Origin of the sequence: Sporomusa rhizae, from assembly GCF_041428845.1 — a bacterium.
Taxonomy (GTDB): Bacteria; Bacillota; Negativicutes; order Sporomusales; family Sporomusaceae; genus Sporomusa; species Sporomusa rhizae.
Map to the genome: position 1 here is coordinate 5,409,226 of NZ_CP156925.1, position 19,069 is coordinate 5,428,294.

At 45.9% G+C, this 19,069-nt stretch carries 14 protein-coding genes; 4 read left to right on the forward strand and 10 right to left on the reverse strand.

Translation table 11 applies throughout. The features are described 5' to 3' along the window. Positions 1 to 86: 86 nt before the first annotated feature. Both SRRS_RS25285 and SRRS_RS25290 read right to left on the reverse strand, forming a co-directional pair. Complete coding sequence (locus SRRS_RS25285) at positions 87 to 2,051, reverse strand: methyl-accepting chemotaxis protein (protein ID WP_371364315.1); 1,965 nt, start codon at positions 2,049 to 2,051, stop codon at positions 87 to 89. A gap of 74 nt (positions 2,052 to 2,125) precedes the next feature. After that, positions 2,126 to 3,394: an MFS transporter gene (locus SRRS_RS25290; RefSeq protein WP_371364317.1), complete on the reverse strand. Its 1,269-nt coding sequence runs from the start codon at positions 3,392 to 3,394 to the stop codon at positions 2,126 to 2,128. A 210-nt stretch (positions 3,395 to 3,604) separates the two neighbouring features. On the opposite strand from SRRS_RS25290, the gene SRRS_RS25295 reads away from it, so the two are divergent. Further along, entirely contained in the window at positions 3,605 to 4,567 is a 963-nt protein-coding gene (locus SRRS_RS25295) for a DMT family transporter (RefSeq protein WP_371364319.1), read from the forward strand. Between the two features lie 78 nt (positions 4,568 to 4,645). Here SRRS_RS25295 and SRRS_RS25300 read toward each other — a convergent pair whose 3' ends face one another. From SRRS_RS25300 to SRRS_RS25315, 4 genes are all read right to left on the reverse strand, one after another. Beyond that, positions 4,646 to 4,906: a hypothetical protein gene (locus tag SRRS_RS25300; protein ID WP_371364321.1), complete on the reverse strand. Its 261-nt coding sequence runs from the start codon at positions 4,904 to 4,906 to the stop codon at positions 4,646 to 4,648. Between the two features lie 204 nt (positions 4,907 to 5,110). Beyond that, positions 5,111 to 7,081 (reverse strand): methyl-accepting chemotaxis protein, encoded by a 1,971-nt coding sequence (locus SRRS_RS25305; RefSeq protein WP_371364323.1) that lies wholly within the window; start codon positions 7,079 to 7,081, stop codon positions 5,111 to 5,113. A 210-nt stretch (positions 7,082 to 7,291) separates the two neighbouring features. Then, positions 7,292 to 9,259 carry a methyl-accepting chemotaxis protein gene (locus SRRS_RS25310; RefSeq protein WP_371364325.1) on the reverse strand — a complete coding sequence of 656 codons (1,968 nt, stop codon included), beginning with the start codon at positions 9,257 to 9,259 and terminating at the stop codon, positions 7,292 to 7,294. A gap of 239 nt (positions 9,260 to 9,498) precedes the next feature. Further along, positions 9,499 to 10,188 (reverse strand): NAD(P)-binding domain-containing protein, encoded by a 690-nt coding sequence (locus SRRS_RS25315; RefSeq protein ID WP_371364327.1) that lies wholly within the window; start codon positions 10,186 to 10,188, stop codon positions 9,499 to 9,501. Between the two features lie 395 nt (positions 10,189 to 10,583). On the opposite strand from SRRS_RS25315, the gene SRRS_RS25320 reads away from it, so the two are divergent. Beyond that, a complete protein-coding gene (locus tag SRRS_RS25320; RefSeq protein ID WP_371364329.1) occupies positions 10,584 to 11,969 on the forward strand; it encodes a PhoH family protein in 1,386 nt (461 codons plus the stop codon). Positions 11,970 to 12,104: 135 nt separating this feature from the next. Continuing rightward, positions 12,105 to 14,249: an HD domain-containing phosphohydrolase gene (locus SRRS_RS25325; protein WP_371364331.1), complete on the forward strand. Its 2,145-nt coding sequence runs from the start codon at positions 12,105 to 12,107 to the stop codon at positions 14,247 to 14,249. Here SRRS_RS25325 and SRRS_RS25330 read toward each other — a convergent pair. Both SRRS_RS25330 and SRRS_RS25335 read right to left on the reverse strand, forming a co-directional pair. Further along, positions 14,230 to 15,489, reverse strand: a complete 1,260-nt coding sequence (locus SRRS_RS25330; RefSeq protein ID WP_371364332.1) for a DUF445 domain-containing protein — start codon at positions 15,487 to 15,489, stop codon at positions 14,230 to 14,232. The two genes, SRRS_RS25325 and SRRS_RS25330, sit on opposite strands and share 20 nt — an antisense overlap. After that, complete coding sequence (locus SRRS_RS25335) at positions 15,486 to 16,721, reverse strand: DUF445 domain-containing protein (RefSeq protein WP_371364334.1); 1,236 nt, start codon at positions 16,719 to 16,721, stop codon at positions 15,486 to 15,488. The genes SRRS_RS25330 and SRRS_RS25335 overlap by 4 nt, the downstream gene beginning before the upstream one ends. Positions 16,722 to 16,952: 231 nt before the next feature. Between SRRS_RS25335 and SRRS_RS25340 the strand changes: the two genes are divergently transcribed. Next, a complete protein-coding gene (locus SRRS_RS25340) occupies positions 16,953 to 17,135 on the forward strand; it encodes a hypothetical protein (protein ID WP_371364336.1) in 183 nt (60 codons plus the stop codon). A 92-nt stretch (positions 17,136 to 17,227) separates the two neighbouring features. Here SRRS_RS25340 and SRRS_RS25345 read toward each other — a convergent pair whose 3' ends face one another. Both SRRS_RS25345 and SRRS_RS25350 read right to left on the reverse strand, forming a co-directional pair. Further along, entirely contained in the window at positions 17,228 to 17,977 is a 750-nt protein-coding gene (locus SRRS_RS25345) for an ABC transporter permease (RefSeq protein WP_371364337.1), read from the reverse strand. Continuing rightward, positions 17,977 to 18,906, reverse strand: coding sequence for an ABC transporter ATP-binding protein (locus SRRS_RS25350; protein ID WP_371364339.1), 930 nt, complete (start codon positions 18,904 to 18,906; stop codon positions 17,977 to 17,979). Before SRRS_RS25350 ends, SRRS_RS25345 begins: the two co-directional genes overlap by 1 nt. Positions 18,907 to 19,069: the final 163 nt, after the last annotated feature.

Here is a 19,069-nt window from a genome sequence, read left to right on the forward strand (position 1 = left end):
TGGAGGCCTTTTTTTTAATCTCAAACTTCAATATAAAACCGCCTATCCCATCGGGACAGGCGGCGGCCAAGCCAGTTCCAATATATCTATATTTTAAACCTTACTACCATTTCTTTCAATTCTGCAGCCATACTTGTTAACTGTTCAGCGCTGGCTGCTACTGTTTCTACAACACTGGCGGTTTGTTCAGAGGCAGCCGCTACTTCTCTACTAAGGCCTGTTGTTTCCTTTAGGCCTTTTGTTAAGCTGCTAATAAGCTCCACAATTCGGTCGGAAGTAGCAACTTCGTCATCAGCCACCTTCATTATCCGTTCAGTATCGGTAACTGTACCGCCTGCTGCAGTCAAAATACTGGCAAGAGCTGAACTGGCAGCGTCTGTTGAGCTGACAACTTGTTCTATACCAGCACGGCTGTACTCAGCCGCTTTTACGGCAGCAGCCGTATTCTCTGTAACTTTGCTTAAGAGTGTCGTAACTTTTTGTGCTCCACTACTTGCCTGTTCGGCTAACTTGCGGACTTCTTCTGCGACTACGGCAAAACCACGTCCGGCTTCTCCCGCTCTGGCAGCCTCAATAGCGGCATTTAAGGCCAGCAGATTGGTCTGGCCGGCGATACTGGTAATTGTTTCAGTAACAACACCAATCTGACTGGAATATTCATTTAACCGGCTGATAAGTTCTTCCGTTTCTAAAATTTTAGCTTTCATTTCGTCAATACTAGCAACCGTACTGGCAACCGTTGATTGCCCTTTAGTAGCGGCCTGGGAAGTTACCGACGAGGCATCCTGTGCGGATACGGCCCGGTCTTTTGCCAGTACTATCAGTTTCGCCAGATTATTCAGCGCTTCACTTACCGTTTCGGCGGCCTGTTCCCCGGACAATGCATTGTTGGCGACCCGTCCCATATTGGAAGCTACTTCATTTATCGTAGAGCTCATTTCTTCACTGGAGGCCGCTAAATGTTCGGAAGCAAATGCAATCTCTTTACTGGTCCGGCTGACAGCGCCAACAAGGTTTGACTGGTTTTCCATCATGGTGTTAAAAGCCTGAAGCAGCCTGCCAATCTCATCGCGGGAAGTTACTTCCGCCCTAACTGTCAAATCTCCGGAACCGGCTTCTTCCATTAGCCGTTCTACCGCTAGTATCGGTTTAGTCAGCTTCCGTGCCGTCCATATAGAAAACGCAATACCCACCAACAACACTAACAGACCAACTAATCCCAAAGTCATCAGCGTTTTATTGCGAACCGCCAGCGCTTCCACTTCCGATTTGCCTGCGAACAAAATACCAACCGGTTTCTGATCCAAGCCCAGAAGCGGCTGATAATAGGTGACATACGGCATACCGAGAATTTTGGCTGCACCGGCGTACGTCTGACCACTCCCCAGTACAGCTGCGGCGATTTTACTGTCGAGTTTTGTCCCGACTACCCGCTTATCTTCTTGAATAATTGTTGTAGACACCCGCACATCACCGGCAAAAACAGTAGCGTCTACCTTTTGCATACCTTTTATTTTGTCGACAAAATCATCACGGCTGACAGCCATACCTGCAGCCACAGCTCCAACTACATTGCCGGCGGCATCTTTAACCGGTGTTACCGTTACCGACAACACAGCTTCTCCGGAAGCATCCTCATAGTAAGAAGTAGTCTGCCCTTGCTCAATAACCCGTTTCACGGACTGCTGCTGCAGCGGCTTTCCCTCTCCGGTCAATATCCGGCCTTGACTATCCGCTAATTGTAGCGAAGTTAGTTTTGCCTGCGCACTAAGGCCGGTAACTACCCGCATGCCGGCGACAGGATCTTTGCCCGCGACCGCCTGGATCACTTCCGGGCGGCTGGCAGTCATAATGGCGATAGAGCTCACCTGTTCCCGGCAACCATCCAGTGTAAGTTGTAGAGCAGCCACCCCTTTAACGGCAGCTTCTCTGTTAGCTTCGTCTGCATACCGGGTGAAAAAATAGCTACTTCCCGTTATCAGTAGTATAGTCACCATTACTATGATAAGTCCTGTGTATAGTGATTGTTTAAATTGAATACTTTGCGGCATGCCATAAGCCCCCTTACCAAAATTCCTGTATTATATTTTCTTGCTTCTCCTTAGCAAAAAATAATCCTGCCTGCTTAAATGACCTCCTTTTCACAATATATTTTATACGCGGCAGCTTGCCAAGCAGGTAATTTTATGACAAACAGCAGCGCTCCGGCCAGTACCAGTCCTCCTCCGAGCAAAAAGGTATAAGGAGCGCCTATGATACCGGCCACATGACCGGCTAAAAGGCTGCCAATCGGGGTAATCCCGCCAAAAGACAGCACATACAGACTCATTACCCGGGCACGTTTATCCTCGTCAACCAATGTCTGGATAATGGTATTGGTAGAAGCCATCTGAGCGATAATGCCAAATCCCATGATAAAAGCGATTACCAGTGAAAGTTCAATTGTAGCTGACAGGGAAAATGCCATTAGCCCTGCCGCAAAAATAACAGAAGTTGCGGCAATTACTTTTTCAATACCCACAATGGACTTTCGCGATGCTAGAAAAATCGTGCCGACCAAAGCTCCTAGTCCAAAAGTTGACATTAGCCACCCCAGAGTGTCAGGTCCACCGCCAAGAATTTGTCCGGCAAAAAGCGGCATAAGTGGTAAAATTGGAAACCCCACGAGGCTGACAAGAGCCAACAGCAATAAAACCATTCTTATCGGTAAGGACTTATAGGTATAGAGAAGCCCTTCCTTCAAGCCGCCTGCTATATTTTCCGAACTGGAAGGCGTCGTGTTTGTCACCTTAATATTCATAGCCAGCAGTGCTCCAAGCACAGCTATGTAACTAATAGCATTGAGCAGATAACATAGCCCTTCGCCCAAAGCCGCAATAGCCAATCCAGCGATCGACGGCCCAATAATCCGGGCGCCGTTAAACATAGCCGAATTAAGGGCAATGGCATTAGCCAAATCTTCTTTATCTTCCACAATTTGCGAGACAAAAGCCTGGCGGGCAGGCATATCAAACGAATTAATTACACCCAAAAAGGCATTAAGCACAACAATATGCCAGACGGCCACAGTCCCACTAAACACCAGCCCTGCCAACACCATGGCCTGTGCCATACTTAATAACTGTGTCCACAGAATAACCCGATAGCGATTCCACCGGTCTAGCAGCACGCCGGCAACAGGAATAAGCACTACCCCGGCAATCTGCCCGGTGAAATCAACATTACCCAAAATTTCTGGGGACTGAGTCAAACGGTATACTAGCCAAATAGTAGCCGTCCGCTGCATCCAAGTTCCAATCAAGGATAGACCTTGGCCCAAACAAAATAGTCGATAATTGCGGTGTTTAAGTGCTCGAAATGTTTCCTTCATAGTAAAAATTGCGATTCGCTTCACCTCCTTTCTCTGTATCTAATTTTAGCCTCCAGTTTACCTTCCAAACGTAGGGTAAACCCATAACGCCGGCTATATACCGTAAAACAAAGGTTCATTTATAAAAGCAATCATGTCGTAAAGCGTGTGTAAATATAAATATATGTATTGATTTATGCACTTGCCACATGGTACTATCCTAATATCGGATTTTATACTTACCAGGAGATTACCATGACTCAGCAATCACTCAATCATCCTAAAGGTTTATCTTCAAATAAAATTACTGTCATGATGCTTTCAGTAATTTTATTATGGGGTCTTAATGTTGTAATGCTTAAGTACCTTACCAACTTTTTTCCACCCCTGGCGCTTCCCGGAATCCGTATGACACTGGCTGCAGCGTTTCTATTACCCACCTTGTACTACCCCAACGGCAGACAGCCTGTACCGCGGGAAGCTTGGCTGCCCATCTGCGGCGTCGCTCTATTTAGCATCGTTATGCATCAGATCACTTTATCGTTGGGTGTTAGCTCTACCAGCGCCACACATGCAGCCTTAATCTTGGCTCTTAACCCGCTGACAACAACCCTGGCCGCAAGCCTGCTTGTTAATGAGCCGCTCAATTGGAGCAAGTCAATCGGGGTAGCCTTTGGTCTTAGTGGCATTCTGCTTATTATCACCGGGAAAGCCGCAGCAGGCCAAGCTACTATGGGCGGCGACGGCTTAATGCTGATTGCCATGCTGACTTATGTCGCTGGCTCGCTATGTGTAAAAAAAGGTACAGAGTACACTTCGCCGCTTGTCATCACCGCATATAGCCACCTTATAGCCGCTCCCGTATTATTAGTCATCAACGCCACTATTAATCCAATATGGGTAAATGAAGGTGCCTTTGCACTGCTGCCTATTGCTATATTGTTTTTTTCCAGTTGGTTCAGCACCGCTTTAGGCGCGCTGCTCTGGAATACCGGCGTTCACCATATCGGTGCTTCTACAGCCTCGCTGTTTCTTAATGGTTCGCCTATTGTCAGCTTTTTTGCTTCAGCCGTATTCCTGGATGAACAGCTGATATGGAAACATTATGTGGCACTCGTGTTAGTACTGCTCGGTGTCAGTTTAGGAACAGGCACATTAACAAATTGGCTACACAAGGAATATCACGCTAAAGAAAACACGACTTGCGCCAAGCCTTAGCGAACCGGGTATAGCTTTTGCCCTTCGTTTAGGACAAAGAAGGCCAGGAGGCATCCTATTTGCTTCCTGGCTCTTTTTCTATGTGTTATAGAATCGCGGAATATCGCTATTACTACAAACCGTTTCTGCTGTTTGTGCCAGTGTCTCAACAATTTTTCCCTTAGCTCCAAGCCAGCCTGCAAATTCGTTAACATGGCCGTTAAGAACAATTGACATTTCGTTGTTAACATTGTCAACAACCTGCTTTTTAGTGTACAAATATCTCATGGAGGCTACTGTTACTAGTGCTATACCTGTAAATAAAGCAAACCCAGCCAACAGTCTCGTCCTTAATTTCATTCGTCTCCCCTCCATTTACAATGTAAAAAAATCATACTAATTTCTACATTTTTTTACCTTTTTTTCTATTATACATGTTGCAAATATTGTTTGTATATGCTTTTTCGGGGAGAAAATATGTAAACATCAACATAGTCTAATGAATCAAAAATTTGAAAGGCCAGAAAGCAGTCGATTTGCTTCCTGGCCTTTTCACAACCTATATTAAACTCTAAATCCTGCTATCTGCTGTTCCAGCTTCTTGGCCTCAGCGGCCAGCTTATCTGCCTGCTGGGCAATAGTTTCAACAGCACTTGTCTGCTGTTCAGTAGCTGCAGCCACTTCCTCAGTAGCTGCAGCATTCTCTTCAGCTACTGCCGCAACATCATTAATTACCCCGGTAACCTCCATTGCTTTAGCACTTAGTTGGGTAACCTCGGCTGCTATCTGTTGAATCTGGCTCGATATATCGGCAACAAACTCTTTGATTTGATTAAAATTATTTTCAGTTTGACCGACGGCCTGTTCCTGCTCACCAATTATAGATTCAGAGGCGTGCATTTCCTTAACAGCTTGGTCGGTGCTTTGCTGAATATCCAGAACCAAAGCCGCAATTTCCTGGGTGGAGTTGGCAGTTTGTTCGGCTAATTTCCGTACTTCATCGGCGACTACGGCAAATCCCCGTCCCTGCTCACCGGCTCTAGCGGCCTCAATAGCGGCATTGAGAGCCAGCAGGTTAGTTTGACCGGCTATGTTCCCAATCACTTCAACAATCTGACCAATCAGCTTAGATTTGTCAGCAAGTGCTGTGATAGCCTGCCCAACGTGCTGCGTGGCATCCCTGCTTTTGACCATGAGCTGGTTTTGGTGAACAATGGCTTGATAACCTTGCTCCACCGCCTGTTGCGCTCCCAGCGCCCGTTTGGCGGAACTGTCGGTATTACGCGAAATAATACCAACAGAATTATTCATTTCTGTAACCATGACTGCCCCGTTTTGCATCGACTGAGCCTGCACACCCGATCCTTGCGCAAGATCATTTACCGTTGTCGCAATCTGTTCCGTGACTTGCCCGGCTTCTCGAGCCGACCCCTGCATATCCCGGGCTGCCAGTTCTACCGTCTGGGCCGATTGTCTGATTTGTTTGATCAAATCCTGTAAACTGGCACTCATCTGATTGAAGGCTTCAGACAGTTTGGCTACTTCATCCCGGCCTGCTACTGCCGTTTTTACGGTAAGATCACCCTGAGCCATTTTTTGCGCATTACCGGTTAGTCTGGCTAACGGCTTTCCAATCCTGTTAGCAAACCATAACGCAAAACCGGCTACCGCCAGCATAGCTACCACGACTACAATAATATATTTGGTTCTAAGGTCTGCCAATTGACTAAAGGCTTCGGCTTCAGTTACCGTAATGGCCATTACCCAGCCTGTCGACGGAATCTTTTGATATATAGTAATTTTACTTTGCCCCTCATAATCATATACTTTAGAACCATTTTCTTTCGCCTGCATATCTTGTCCCAAAGCCTTGAGCGAAGGATCTTCTAAAATATTTTTGGTAAGTAGCTTACTGTCCGGATGGGCAACCACTACCCCTTTATTATCGATAACAAAGGCATAGCCCATGCCCCGCAAATTAACATTTTTAATATTATCGGTAAAGGCAGTCAATAGAATATCTTCACCAAATACCCCTTTCAATGCTCCAGCCGGAGTTTTGACGGGTATGGCTGCGGTAATTACATATTTTCCGGTAAACACATCTACGTACGGTTCAGTAAATACAAGCTTCCCTTTTTCTACGGCAAGCTTATACCAGCCCCGCTGCCGCGGATCATAACCTGGCGGCAATTTAGTTTGGGCTCCGTCTACAAACCGGCCATCAGCGGCATACCCAATATAAACATCAGTCATATCCTTATCGTTTTTAAAGACTTGAAGATAAGAAATGGGAAGTTCACTGTCGCTATATACATTTTCAGCCGTATATGCCAGTGTTTCGGCTATTTTTCCCTTGGCAGCCAACCATCCTTCAAACTCGGTTACATGGCTTTTTAGAACAACTTCCATTTCGGCGTTAACATTATCTACGACCTGTTTTTTGGTATAAAAATAGCCCATGTAGGCAACTGCTATTAGCGCTATACCGGTAATTAGCGCAAAACCCAGTAACAACCTTGCTCTTAAATTCACCGTCTCTCCCCTCCTTCTTTCATCATAAAACTACCAAAACTAGGATTTTCTCCCTAAGTTATACTTTTTTTCATTATAGCACTTTGTTTTATGTTCTTATAGAGGATATTTGTCGAATAAATCAGACAATTTATGAGCAAATTTGGCAAAACCTGCAAAATTAAAAGGCCAGGAAGCACTAACCTGCTTCCTGGCCTTTCGCACCAATTGTTAAATTTTAAATCCGGCTATCTGGCGCTCTAACTTTTTGGCTTCTGCAGCCAGTTTATCCGCCTGCTGGGCAATTGTCTCAACAGCGCTTGTCTGCTCTTCGGTAGCGGCTGCCACTTCTTCGGTAGCAGCGGCGCTTTCTTCAGCCACAGCCGCTACATCGTTAATGACGCCGGTAACGTCTGTTGCTTTATCGCTTAATTGCGTTACTTCGGCGGCAATTTGCTGAATCTGGCTGGCAATCTGAGCAACATAATCTTTAATCTGGTTAAAGTTAGTTTCGGTCTGATCAACTGCCTTTTCCTGCTGACCAATAATAGCCTCGGAAGACTGCATTTCTCTAACGGCCTGATCGGTTCCCTGCTGGATATCCTGTACCAATTTAGCAATCTCTTGGCTGGAATGCGCAGTTTGCTCGGCCAGTTTCCGCACTTCGTCGGCGACAACGGCAAATCCCCGTCCTTGCTCACCGGCCCGTGCCGCTTCAATAGCGGCATTGAGTGCCAGCAGGTTGGTTTGACCGGCAATGTTACCAATCACCTCAACAATCTGACCAATCATCTTAGATTTATCAGCAAGAGCGGAAATGGCCTGTCCGACATTCTGAGTAGCCTCATGGCTTTTGATCATTAATTCGCTTTGATGCATAACTGCTTGATAACCTTGCTCCACGGCTGACTGAGCACCTTGGGCCCGCCTGGCAGAGTTATCAGTATTCTGTGAAATAATTTCCACCGAATTACTTATATCACTAACCATTCCCGCACCCTTTTGCATGGACTCAGCTTGCGCACCGGCGCCTTGGGCAAGATCATTAACCGTCGTCGCGATCTGCTCGGTAACCTGCCCTGCCTCCCGGGAAGAGCTCTGCATGTCTTGAGCCGCACTGTCGACAGTCCGGGCAGACTCGGCAATTTGTTTAATTAATCCCCGCAGGTTGCCGCTCATCTGGTTAAAAGCGGTAGCCAGGCAGGCAACTTCATCTTTGCCGACAACAACACTCTTGACAGTCAAATCGCCTTCCGCCATTTTCTGTGCATTAACGGTAAGTTCCGCCATGGGTTTAGCTAATTTATTAGCAAACCACAGAGCAAAACCGGCTACTAATAACAATGTAGACAATACTATGATGATATATTTGGTTCTAAGCTCTGCTAACTGGCGATAGGCATCAGCCTCTGAAACGGTTATCGCCATTAACCAGCCTGTTGACGGAATTTTATTATAGATAATTAATTTCTTTTCACCATCAACCTCATAAACCTTAGAACCTTGTTTACTTGCCAGCATCTCTTGTCCGAGGCTTTTCAACCCAGGTATATCAACAACGTTTTTAGTTACCAGCTTGCTGTCGGGATGGGCTATGATTGTTCCTTTGCTATCCGAAAGAAACGCATAGCCTATACCATGCAAATTAACTTTCTTGATATTTTCGGTGAAACTGTCCATCTGGACATCCTCACCGATTACACCTTTGATTGACCCGTCTGCTGCTTTTAGCGGCACAGCTGCTGATATTACATATTTATTGGTTAATGCATCAACATACGGATCAGTAAAACTAATCTTTCCTTTTTGCAGGGCATCCTTATACCAGCTCCGTACCCGCGGGTCATAGCCGGCAGGCAATACCGACTTTGTACCATCGACAAAGCGGCCGTCTGCATAGCCTACGAAAACGTTAATTAATTCCTTATCGACTTTGTACGCTTCAAGATATGTAGGTGGAACATCACTATTACCAAAAGTAGTTTGAGAAGTAAAGGCCAATGTCTCTAGGGTGTTGGCTTTCACACTAAGCCAACCTTCGAATTCGGATACGTGGCCGTTAATAGTTGAAGTCATTTCTTCGTTAACGCCACTCATAACCTGTTGCCTGGCATAAAAATAGCCCATGGTAGCGACAGCAATAAGCGCTATCCCTGTGATTAATGCAAATCCGGATAATAACTTGGCCCTTAGATTCATGTAGTTTTCACCCCTCCAATAATTATTAATAAAGTCCAATGGAAAACCAGAAATTCTTAATTTCTACATAATTCGACATTTTTTCCTTACACATATATTACCACATATTTTTCCTAAATAACAATTGATATTTTCGACCTCATATCTGGATGCTACCCGTACTAGGGGCCAGAGCCAGTGTTGTAGCTACAAGAGAACGCCACTGAATTTAATTCAGCGGCGTTCTCTTTGCTTACCACTCAAGCTTTCCTAAGCTTTGATTTTATTGCCCGCACAATCTCCCGGGCAAACGGTCCAAGATCATCATCGGCATACGCTTTCAATACACCGGCGGCCACCTGCCGGATAGCGCTTTTAATCATATCTGTATTGATATAAGGCTGACAGCGCAGGGTTTCTTCAAGCATTACCGCTGCGGTAAGTGCCTTTTCCGCAGCTTGCGTATTTATATATGTAACAACGTCGGCGCTGCCAACAAAAATCTTACCTACCGGCGCTAATATTTCCCGCGCTATTTCCACAAGTTCGGCCGGGCGCTCATTGACAATAATGACCGGTTCGGCCCCCAACGCAATTTCTCGGGCCTGGGCTACAAACTTAGCCCCAATACATTTTACTTGTGGAGAAGCTGTCATCTCCAATACCGGCTGAGCGACATTGGTAGCAACATTGATAACACTAAGCGGCCGTCCCATCTGATTAAAATCTTTAATCACGTTTATCACTTCTCTGTCCGGGACAACTAAAATAACCGGTCCCCAGTCAGCCAATTCTTCCAAACTTGCTGCTGTTTGAACCCCCAGACTGTCTGCAACCTCTTGCATATGACTTTCATCTCTGTCAAAAATTTTTAAATTAATATGACCTGCGAGTTTTTCTGATAAAACCTCGCCCATTCTCCCTACACCTATCAAACCCACCTGTTTCATTTGTTTCAGCACCTCATCTACTTAGGTTACGTTCCCTAACTGGCATTCATACAATAAAGTAGACTTAACTTCAGGTAGGGTTTTACCCTATCGGAAGGTTAGCCACCCTTATCCGGGGACTTATCCGCTATTAAACTTCCACTTCTACCCTGAGGAGTACAGATAGAAGCTGGGAGTGCCAGAGCGGGTTAGTCACAGGATGCGGTAAGTTCTTTGTAATATATGCCCCTGGGCAGCAGGTGGTGCACCCGCCGCCTGTTTTAGAAATTAACCTCAATTTAATAAATTGATAACATACTCCCGCCCAAGCGCCAGTACAATTTATATATAGGCAACACCGCAAATCCATTTATCGCTGATTTTAAGGCTATAAGCTATTAAAGGGGGATTGCTTTTTGAATAAGTATTACGTGTTAGACACCAACGTGTTGTTACACTCTCCCTATGCAATTACTGCTTTCAACGAACACACCGTTATCATTCCCGAAGTAGTTTTGGAAGAACTTGACAAGTTCAAATCTGAAACCAGTGAACGCGGCGCCAACAGCCGTCTCGTCAGCCGGATGATTGACAACTTCCGGGCACAAGGCAATCTCTTAGCCGGTGTACCACTAAATGACCATGGCGGACTTGTGCGCATCGAGGCTAATCACTTGGAAACGCTGATGCCGCCCTACTGGGACAAAATCAAACCAGATAATCGCATTCTGCAAGTGTGCAAAGGCTTATCCGAGGACAGTCTGCACACTATTTTAGTCAGCCGCGATACCAATATGCGGGTAAAAGCCGCTATTTTAGGCATCCAAGCCGAAGATTTCCGTAACGAAAAAGTTGCCTGCGTGGAAGAACAATATACCGGGCGAGCCATAGTATACACCCCGTCAGTCACAATTGATGCATTCCACCAGGATGACAGCAAGTATCTTGACCCCGATCACCTCCGTGTGTTTGATGAAACTACCCATAGTATGATTCCCATTGAGTTAGTAACCAATCAGTTTCTGGTCATTCGTTCCACAGATAAAGACCGTCATACCGCTCTCGGGCGCTTTGATGGTCAAAAAGTTGTGCACCTGAGATACCGAAGCCGCAACCCTTTCGGCGTTTCACCACGCAATGTCGGGCAAGTCTTTATGCAAGAATGCCTGATGCTCAGCGCGGAAGAAGCGCCGCTTGTTATTATTAAGGGACCGGCAGGTACGGCTAAAACCTTCTATTCCCTGGCTGTCGGCCTTTATAATCACCTTGACTGCCGCCCCCGTGCTTATCATCATTTGCTCATCTGCCGACCCAATGTTCCCATGGATGAAGACCTTGGTTATTTGCCGGGCTCCGAGCAAGACAAAATTGACCCCTATATGCGAGCCATCCGGGATAACTTGTTTACTCTCATGTCAGGGCACAATATGACTGAGCCCAAAGAAATTGAACAAGCCGAAGACACTGTGCAGATGCTGTTTGATAAACGCATTATTCAGACTGAGGCCCTGGCCTATCAACGCGGCCGATCTCTGCAGAAGTACTGGATTATCCTCGATGAAATGCAAAATTCTACTCCGCGTCAAGCCAAAGGAGTTATCACCCGCCCGGGCCTAGGCACCAAAATTATTTTGCTCGGTGACCCCGAACAAATCGATCATCCCTTCCTTGACAGCCGCACGAATGGGTTAGTCTACGCCGCCGAAAAAATGAAAGGCAGTAAATTGTGTTTTCAGGTAACACTCAATTATGATGAATGCGAACGCTCACCACTGGCTGCCGAAGCCTCCTTACGCTTATAATAATAAAAAACAACTCCCGTTCCTAAAAAAGGCACGGGAGTTGTCTTTTATCTTGAATTTCGCTTAGCAATTGTAACTCTTTACGTCTACATTCCATAAGATATAATACATATTTTTTTATAGGAGAGGAGTAGAGTGAGCTTACGCACTAAAGCGATAATCGTTAGTGGTTTAACCATGCTATTACTATTATTTGTTCAATACCTTACTTCTAAGGAAATTTTACTGGTCGGCTTCGTTACGCTCGAAGAACGTCTTGTCAAAGAAAATGTCGCCAGGACTGCACATGCACTCATGCTTGAACTAGATGAAGTTGATATTATCACCCAAGATTACGCGGCCCGGTACGATAGCCATAAATTTTTCGACACAGGCAATCCTGAAGATAGTGGTCTCCAATTAGGTAACGCCATATTTTCTAAGCGTAACATCAGCTTTATTGCCTATGCTGACGCAACCGGAAAAATTGTATTCGCCAAAGCCTTCGACCTACCCAAAAATAAAGAAATATCGGTACCGCCAAGTATCCTTGAATTCATCCGCCAAAACCCTTCCTTAACTAATTACACTGGTCCCGCCCACGGCATAAAAGGCGCTATATGGCTGCCCGAGGGCCCAACTTTGTTAGCGTCCAGACCGGTTATCCCCAGCGATGGACCCGGCCAAAACAGAGGAGTTTTGATTATCGGACGCGAATTAGACACCGCCAGCCTTGCGCGGGTTCAAAGGATTACCCAATTGCCAGTAAGCTTTTCACCGATTAGCCAAACAACTGGCGACTCCTACCTCCCACCCGGCGGTACTGTAAAAACTCTAGACGAACAATTGACTGCTGGATCTGACACTATTCAAGGTATCGACGGCAAACCATCCGTACTATTCACCATAACCATGCCGCGAACAATGGTTCATCAAGGTCAGAAAACCCTCTTATATTTAGCAGTTTCACTTCTTTTTACAAGTATTATTTTTACCTGCTTACTCCTGGTCTTTCTGGAAAAAGGCATTTTAACCCGCTTGGCAAGAGCCAGGCAGGTAATGAAGGAAATTCGTCTCAAGGGAAACCTGAATGTCCGTATACCAGCAGGCCACCACGATGAGCTGACCAGTCTAGCCAATCACTTTAATGAAATGCTAGTCACGCTGCGAAACACGCAGGAGCAGTCACTGGCGCGAGAAGAAGAGCTCAGACAAGTCCAAGCCCAACTTGAACACCAGGTAGAAAAAAGCACTATCGAACTTAACAAAACAAATCAGGCTCTTCAGTTTTTAAGCTGCCACGATCCCCTTACCAGTTTATATAACCGAACCAGTTTTGAAGATACTATTAGGAACCTTTCTACCACAGTCGGAATTGTCATTTGCGACATAGACGGACTTAAATTCGTAAACGATACCTTAGGACATGACGTCGGCAATAAAATACTAATGGCCGCCGCCGCTGCCATTAGTCAGGGTGTCGCTGCCTTCAGAAAGGAGAACTGCCAAGTTTTTCGTATTTGCGGCGACGAGTTTGCCGTTATTGCCGGTAAAGTATCGCCAACTGATTTGGTAACCATTGCCCAAAACATCGCCGGTCAAGTTACCGCCTTCAATAACTCCTCCCCCGCTGTGCCGCTGAGTCTCTCCACAGGATTTGCAATAACCAGCAGTAATAGTTCAATTAAAGAGGTCCTTTCCGAGGCAGAAAATAATATGTTCCGGGAAAAATTACATCACAACCAAAGCATTCGCTGCGCAATGGTCAAAGCCCTTATTAAGGCTCTCGAAGCGCGTGACAAGGTCACAGGCAATCATGCCTATAGGATGCAAAAGTTGACCGCTACTCTGGCCAGAGCACTAACTCTGCCTGAACACCTCATTAATGATTTAAAACTATTAGGAAGATTTCATGATTTAGGCAAAGTAGGTATACCTGATAGAATACTAAATAAGCCTGAAAAACTTACTCCTGAAGAGTATTTGGAAATGCAGCGCCACCCGGTTATCGGCAAAAGCATTGCGGAGAACGTTCCTGAGCTTATCCCAATTGCCGACTGGATTTGGAAACACCATGAACGCTGGGATGGTAAGGGATACCCTTTAGGTCTGCAGGGTAAAGACATTCCACTGGCTTGCCAGATTATCTCAATTGTTGATGCATTTGACGCTATGACTAGCGACCGCCCTTACCGCAAAGCCCTCCCGACCGCGGAAGCCATCGTTGAATTGAAAAAAAATGCGGGCACCCAGTTCGACCCGCATCTTGTGGAAAGGTTTATTAAAATAATAGACGAATAGCTACAAGCCCTACTCCTGCTAAACCACCGACAACCACACCATTAACGCGAATCCAGTCAAGATCATGACCTGCTTTATCTTCAATAAATGCATTAAGATCTTCATCCGAAAGCTTACTTAACGCATGGCTGGCCACATCGCCGACAAGATGATGTTCCTGGTCCAGCATCACAACCAATAAGTTTTTTATGTATTCTTCGGCTTGGTTTTGCAATTCAGCACTTTCTTTGAACCGCAGCCAATAGCTTTCTACCTGTTCGGCCACCCACTCCACGGCATTGCTTCTGAAGTCTGAAGGCTGCATAAGCGTTTCTTGCAAGTTGTTCGCTAACAGGGTAAGGGTCTCTACAAGGTCAACCCGATTAAGTAACCCGTTTTTCCAAGTATCTATACTCTGTTCCCATTCCGGTGTTTCAAGCTTCACCGCCATACCCTGGAGTTCTTCCTGAAACCACAACCTTAACGTGCTGTCAGTTGCTTCTAGATCATCCACAGTTTTAATTAATTCTTGGTGCAACGCCGTCGCTGCGTCTTCCAGGTTAATCGCATCAATTGTCTCCATAAACCCGGTGAGGAACGAAGACAGCCAATTCTTCTGGGCTGTCTCTTGTTTTATCTGTTCTAAATAGGACAAAATGGCGTTTCTGGTCTTATCTTGCCGGACTATGCCAGAAATTTCATGATGAACTGCGGTATAAAATTCACCAGCCCGGCCTTGTTGTAAAAGCCAGCAAAACATTTCCGCTGCTTCCGGCGCTACCAGCTGGCGTTTGAGCACAAGTTTGAGAATCCTGTCTCCATAACGGCCGACAACTTCCGGTTCGATATTTTCCGCAATTTCCGCAACCAGTTTATCCACCGTTGTCCGGATTATTGAGTTCATTTCATAACCTTCGGCATAGGTAAGCAGCTTATTTATAAACTGCACCTGTTGAAGACGTTCCTTAATAGCTTGTTTATTCAAAAAATCCTGTTCAACAGCATGGGCCAAAGCCCGGATAATCCGCTCCCGGTTCCGCGGAATAAGCGCTGTATGATAGGGAAAACCCAGCGGACGGCGAAACAACGCCGTAACGGCGAACCAATCGGCAACTCCACCGGCCAGACTGGCTTCCGTCACTGTTAAAAAAGCGGATGCCAGCCAATGAAAAGGATATATTTGTTTTAGTAGTAAGGCAGCCACAAACAAACCGGCCGCAACGCTAAGCACAATATTGGCCCGTCTCATAGCAGTTTTCATGGTCTCCCCCCTGCTAGACTGGTAATTAAAAACAAGATCATTCCCACAAAACCACCGACTACGGTACCATTAATTCGAATCATCTGGAGATCGTTTTTTACCTTGTCTTCTATGTAGATTACCAAATCCTCATTACTAAACCGTTCCAGATACTCTGTAACAATCCGGCCAATTTCACTATGGTTTTGACTAACCCATTCTGCCAGCTTATCGGTCAGATAAGCGTCTATCTTAGCCTGTCTGGCCGGATCCTCGACAAATTCATCCGCCAGCTTAATAACGCGCTTAATAGCCCATTTTGTACCCCCTACGATCATATCTCGCTGGGAGAGAGGCACTTCCGCCAGCCGTTCAACCAGTACTGCCAGCAGCGGACTTAACTCGGCTTCCGCCTTAGCCGCATGTGCAGCATCTGTACTCAAACGCTCGGCAAACTGGCTTACCCAGGCCAGCAACCGCTGCCGCAATGGATGGTTAGCATTATAAAGCTCCTCCAAACTAACAATAATCTTATCCTGGATACTGGCTGCAACCATCAGCGGATCAATATTAAGCAGGTTTTCCATAACCCAGCCTACCAGTTTACGTTGATTTTGTCTGGCAGAGTAAGCGCTAAGGGCGCGGCTGTATATTGCAGCAATGAGTCGTAACATATACTTTTCGCCAGCCATACGTCTTATCTCAGATATAACCAAATCAATTACTTTATCGGCAAACCCGCTTTTTATCGCCCACTCCAAAGCTTGCCCAACCAACGGCGCTATTTTTACTTTGTCCTTATTGGCTGTCAACAGTATTTTCAGCGCTGTTGACAGTTTCGTGGCCTCCATAGTGCTGGCAGTCTCTCTAGCTAAATTACCTACGACAGTATACAATTGGTGTCTGGCTTCAGCCCTGCCGGCGTAACCAAGTACCAATCGGACCATTCCCGCTTTTGTCAGAGTCTCCTTAATCGTCGCGGCAGTCATAATTTCATCTTCAACCATCGTTACAATAGCTTTAAAAATGCGCTCACGGTTTTTGGGAATAATTCCTGGCTTATTAGATAAGGAAAATGGCTGGCGGAATAGCGCTGTCACTGCATACCAGTCAGCCAATCCGCCGACCATTGCGGCAGCAAAGCCGCTATGCAGCAAACCACCCCAAAAATTGTACTGGTAAGGATAGCTAAGTAAGAATCCGGCGGCAGCGGCAGCTAAGGCCAGCAACGCTTTATAATTATTAGAACGCAAACTATCACCTTCTTGGTCTAGGTCTGAAGTAATTTGGATGTAAGTACCAATTTAATATCCATTTTTTGAGATCATCTACCTATCCGGTCTATTCATAAGAATAAGCGACTAAAATCGACAAAAATGCCCCCAAGATGCTCTGATGCAAACCCGCGGTCCTAGCGGGTCTTTGCTATTGACGGCAACAAACAGTAAAATAAAAAGGCAAACTATAGTAAAGGGGTTGAGACAATGGCTATTATACGCTGGTTTTGGCATTCTATCACCGGATGTCCTGAAACCGATTTAGAGCATACTATGTATGGTACTACTCATTGCCGTACCTGCGGCAGAATTACCTTTGTCTCAGACACGCTTCCTAAAATCGACCGTCTGAGAATCCCGAACCGGCGCCTTCGCCTTATGGGCCGTTAATATAAGCCCCGGCTTCGCCGGGGAAGGTTACATAGCCGCCAGCTTACACCCGTAAGTTGGCGGCATTTATATTACGCCGACAAAAAAATGTATCACATAACCAACCGCTTTGTCATCAGCTTAACGGCTAACGGCATTAACAATACCGCAAGTAATCCGAGCACCCCGGCATGCACAAGCAGGCCGGGGGCAATGTTGCCCAGAGCCAAAGCCCGGCACACTTCCACACTATGATAAATGGGATTAATCCACGCTGCAACCTGAGCCCAGCTGGGCATAGAATGTATCGGAAAAAAAACGCCGGAAAATAAATAAGAGGGTGTCAAAAACAAAGTTACATAGTAGTTAAAATTATCAATAGTAAGAGCAATACCGGTACAGCATATCGCCAGGAGCGAAAATGTCAGCCCCGGGATAATAAGAAACAAAGGAATCAAGAGTGCCCACCAGGACTGCACTTGTCCCAAAGCAGTAATAACCGTTAGAATAACAACCCCAAACAGCATGCTTTTAAAGGTAGCATACAAAATATCACCGGCAACAATATCCCGTACGGTAGTTGGTCCTGCCAGCATGGCCTGAAATAGCTTTTGATAATAAAGTCTGACAAAACTGCCGTAAGTACATTCAAAAGAAGCGGCGAACATCGCCGATGAAGCCACCATCCCCGGCGCAATGTACTGAATATACGCCAAGCCGTCAATATCCTGGACAAAGCTGCCTAACCCATATCCCATGGCGGTAAGGTAAAACATCGGCTCAAAGAAATTAAACATAATACTGGTATACCATGTCTTTTTGAATACCGCGATATGACGAAAAAAAAGTCTTAGGGCCGCCATTACTTTTCGCCCCCTGTACCGGTAAGTTTTAAAAACACATCTTCCAAGTTAGCCGGCCTTAACAAACAAGCATGTCTCGGCAGTCCCCAGCTATCAAGATTTTGCCACAACGCTTCACCATCAGCAGCGTATAAAAACAAACCGTCTACTACCTGGACGATCTGTCCGCCCCACTCTGTCACCTTATCCTCTAAACCCGCCGGCAGTTCGGCCAAAGGTAAATGGACTTCAATAGCGTAGGGCGGGACATATTTCTCAATAAGTTGCTGCGGACTGCCTTCAGCCAAAATAATCCCCTCATGCATAATAACCAATTTGTCACAAAGTTGGACGGCTTCCTCCATATAATGTGTAGTCAGAACCAGCGTAACTCCGTTGGCTTTAAGACTTCTAAGCTTCTGCCAGACCAAATGTCTGGCCTGTGGGTCAAGTCCGGTAGTCGGTTCGTCCAAAATAACCAGTTCTGGCTGGTTAATAAGCGCCCGGGCAATGACCAATCGCCGTTTAAGTCCGCCTGAAAGACTTTCCACATTGTTATTCGCTTTATCCTCCAGCCCCATAAATGACAGCAGCTCTTTTGCCCTTACCCGGGATTCTTCCCGGCTTAATCCAAAAATCCAGCCAAAAGTCTCGAGGTTTTCTATAACAGTCAGTTCCACATCCAGATTGTCTTCCTGCGGCACTACTCCCAATCTGGCTTTCAGGGCAGGCGGCGTTAGTCTAATGGGTTCATCAAACAGCCACAGCTTTCCTTCTTCCACAGTTGACATTCCGTACATCATACGCATAGTAGTTGTTTTGCCTGCACCGTTATGACCTAAGAAACCAAAGCACTGCCCGGCTTCAATCGTAAAGGAAATACCGTTAAGTGCCTGAAAATTGCCGTATTTTTTACCAAGGCTTTCCGCCCGGACTATGCTAGTATTCATAGCGACATCCTTTCCAAATATATGCAACCGTATATATCATACCACCGCATACAGGGTTTGTCTTTAGCTTTCCCATTACAAAAGAAAACACCGCTTTCGCCGGGCCTGGGGTGACAGTGAAAAACCGCTTCCTTGCCGCATGGCTTGAAAGCGGTTTTTGTCT

Bases quoted from the DNA above. Each gene is read 5' to 3' on its own strand.
- SRRS_RS25340 (WP_371364336.1), top strand. From the start codon at position 16,953: ATGGCTATTATACGCTGGTTTTGGCATTCTATCACCGGATGTCCTGAA.
- SRRS_RS25285 (WP_371364315.1), bottom strand. From the start codon at position 2,051: ATGCCGCAAAGTATTCAATTTAAACAATCACTATACACAGGACTTATC.
- SRRS_RS25330 (WP_371364332.1), bottom strand. From the start codon at position 15,489: ATGAAAACTGCTATGAGACGGGCCAATATTGTGCTTAGCGTTGCGGCC.
- SRRS_RS25300 (WP_371364321.1), bottom strand. From the start codon at position 4,906: ATGAAATTAAGGACGAGACTGTTGGCTGGGTTTGCTTTATTTACAGGT.
- SRRS_RS25345 (WP_371364337.1), bottom strand. From the start codon at position 17,977: ATGGCGGCCCTAAGACTTTTTTTTCGTCATATCGCGGTATTCAAAAAG.
- SRRS_RS25295 (WP_371364319.1), top strand. From the start codon at position 3,605: ATGACTCAGCAATCACTCAATCATCCTAAAGGTTTATCTTCAAATAAA.
- SRRS_RS25310 (WP_371364325.1), bottom strand. From the start codon at position 9,259: ATGAATCTAAGGGCCAAGTTATTATCCGGATTTGCATTAATCACAGGG.
- SRRS_RS25350 (WP_371364339.1), bottom strand. From the start codon at position 18,906: ATGAATACTAGCATAGTCCGGGCGGAAAGCCTTGGTAAAAAATACGGC.
- SRRS_RS25315 (WP_371364327.1), bottom strand. From the start codon at position 10,188: ATGAAACAGGTGGGTTTGATAGGTGTAGGGAGAATGGGCGAGGTTTTA.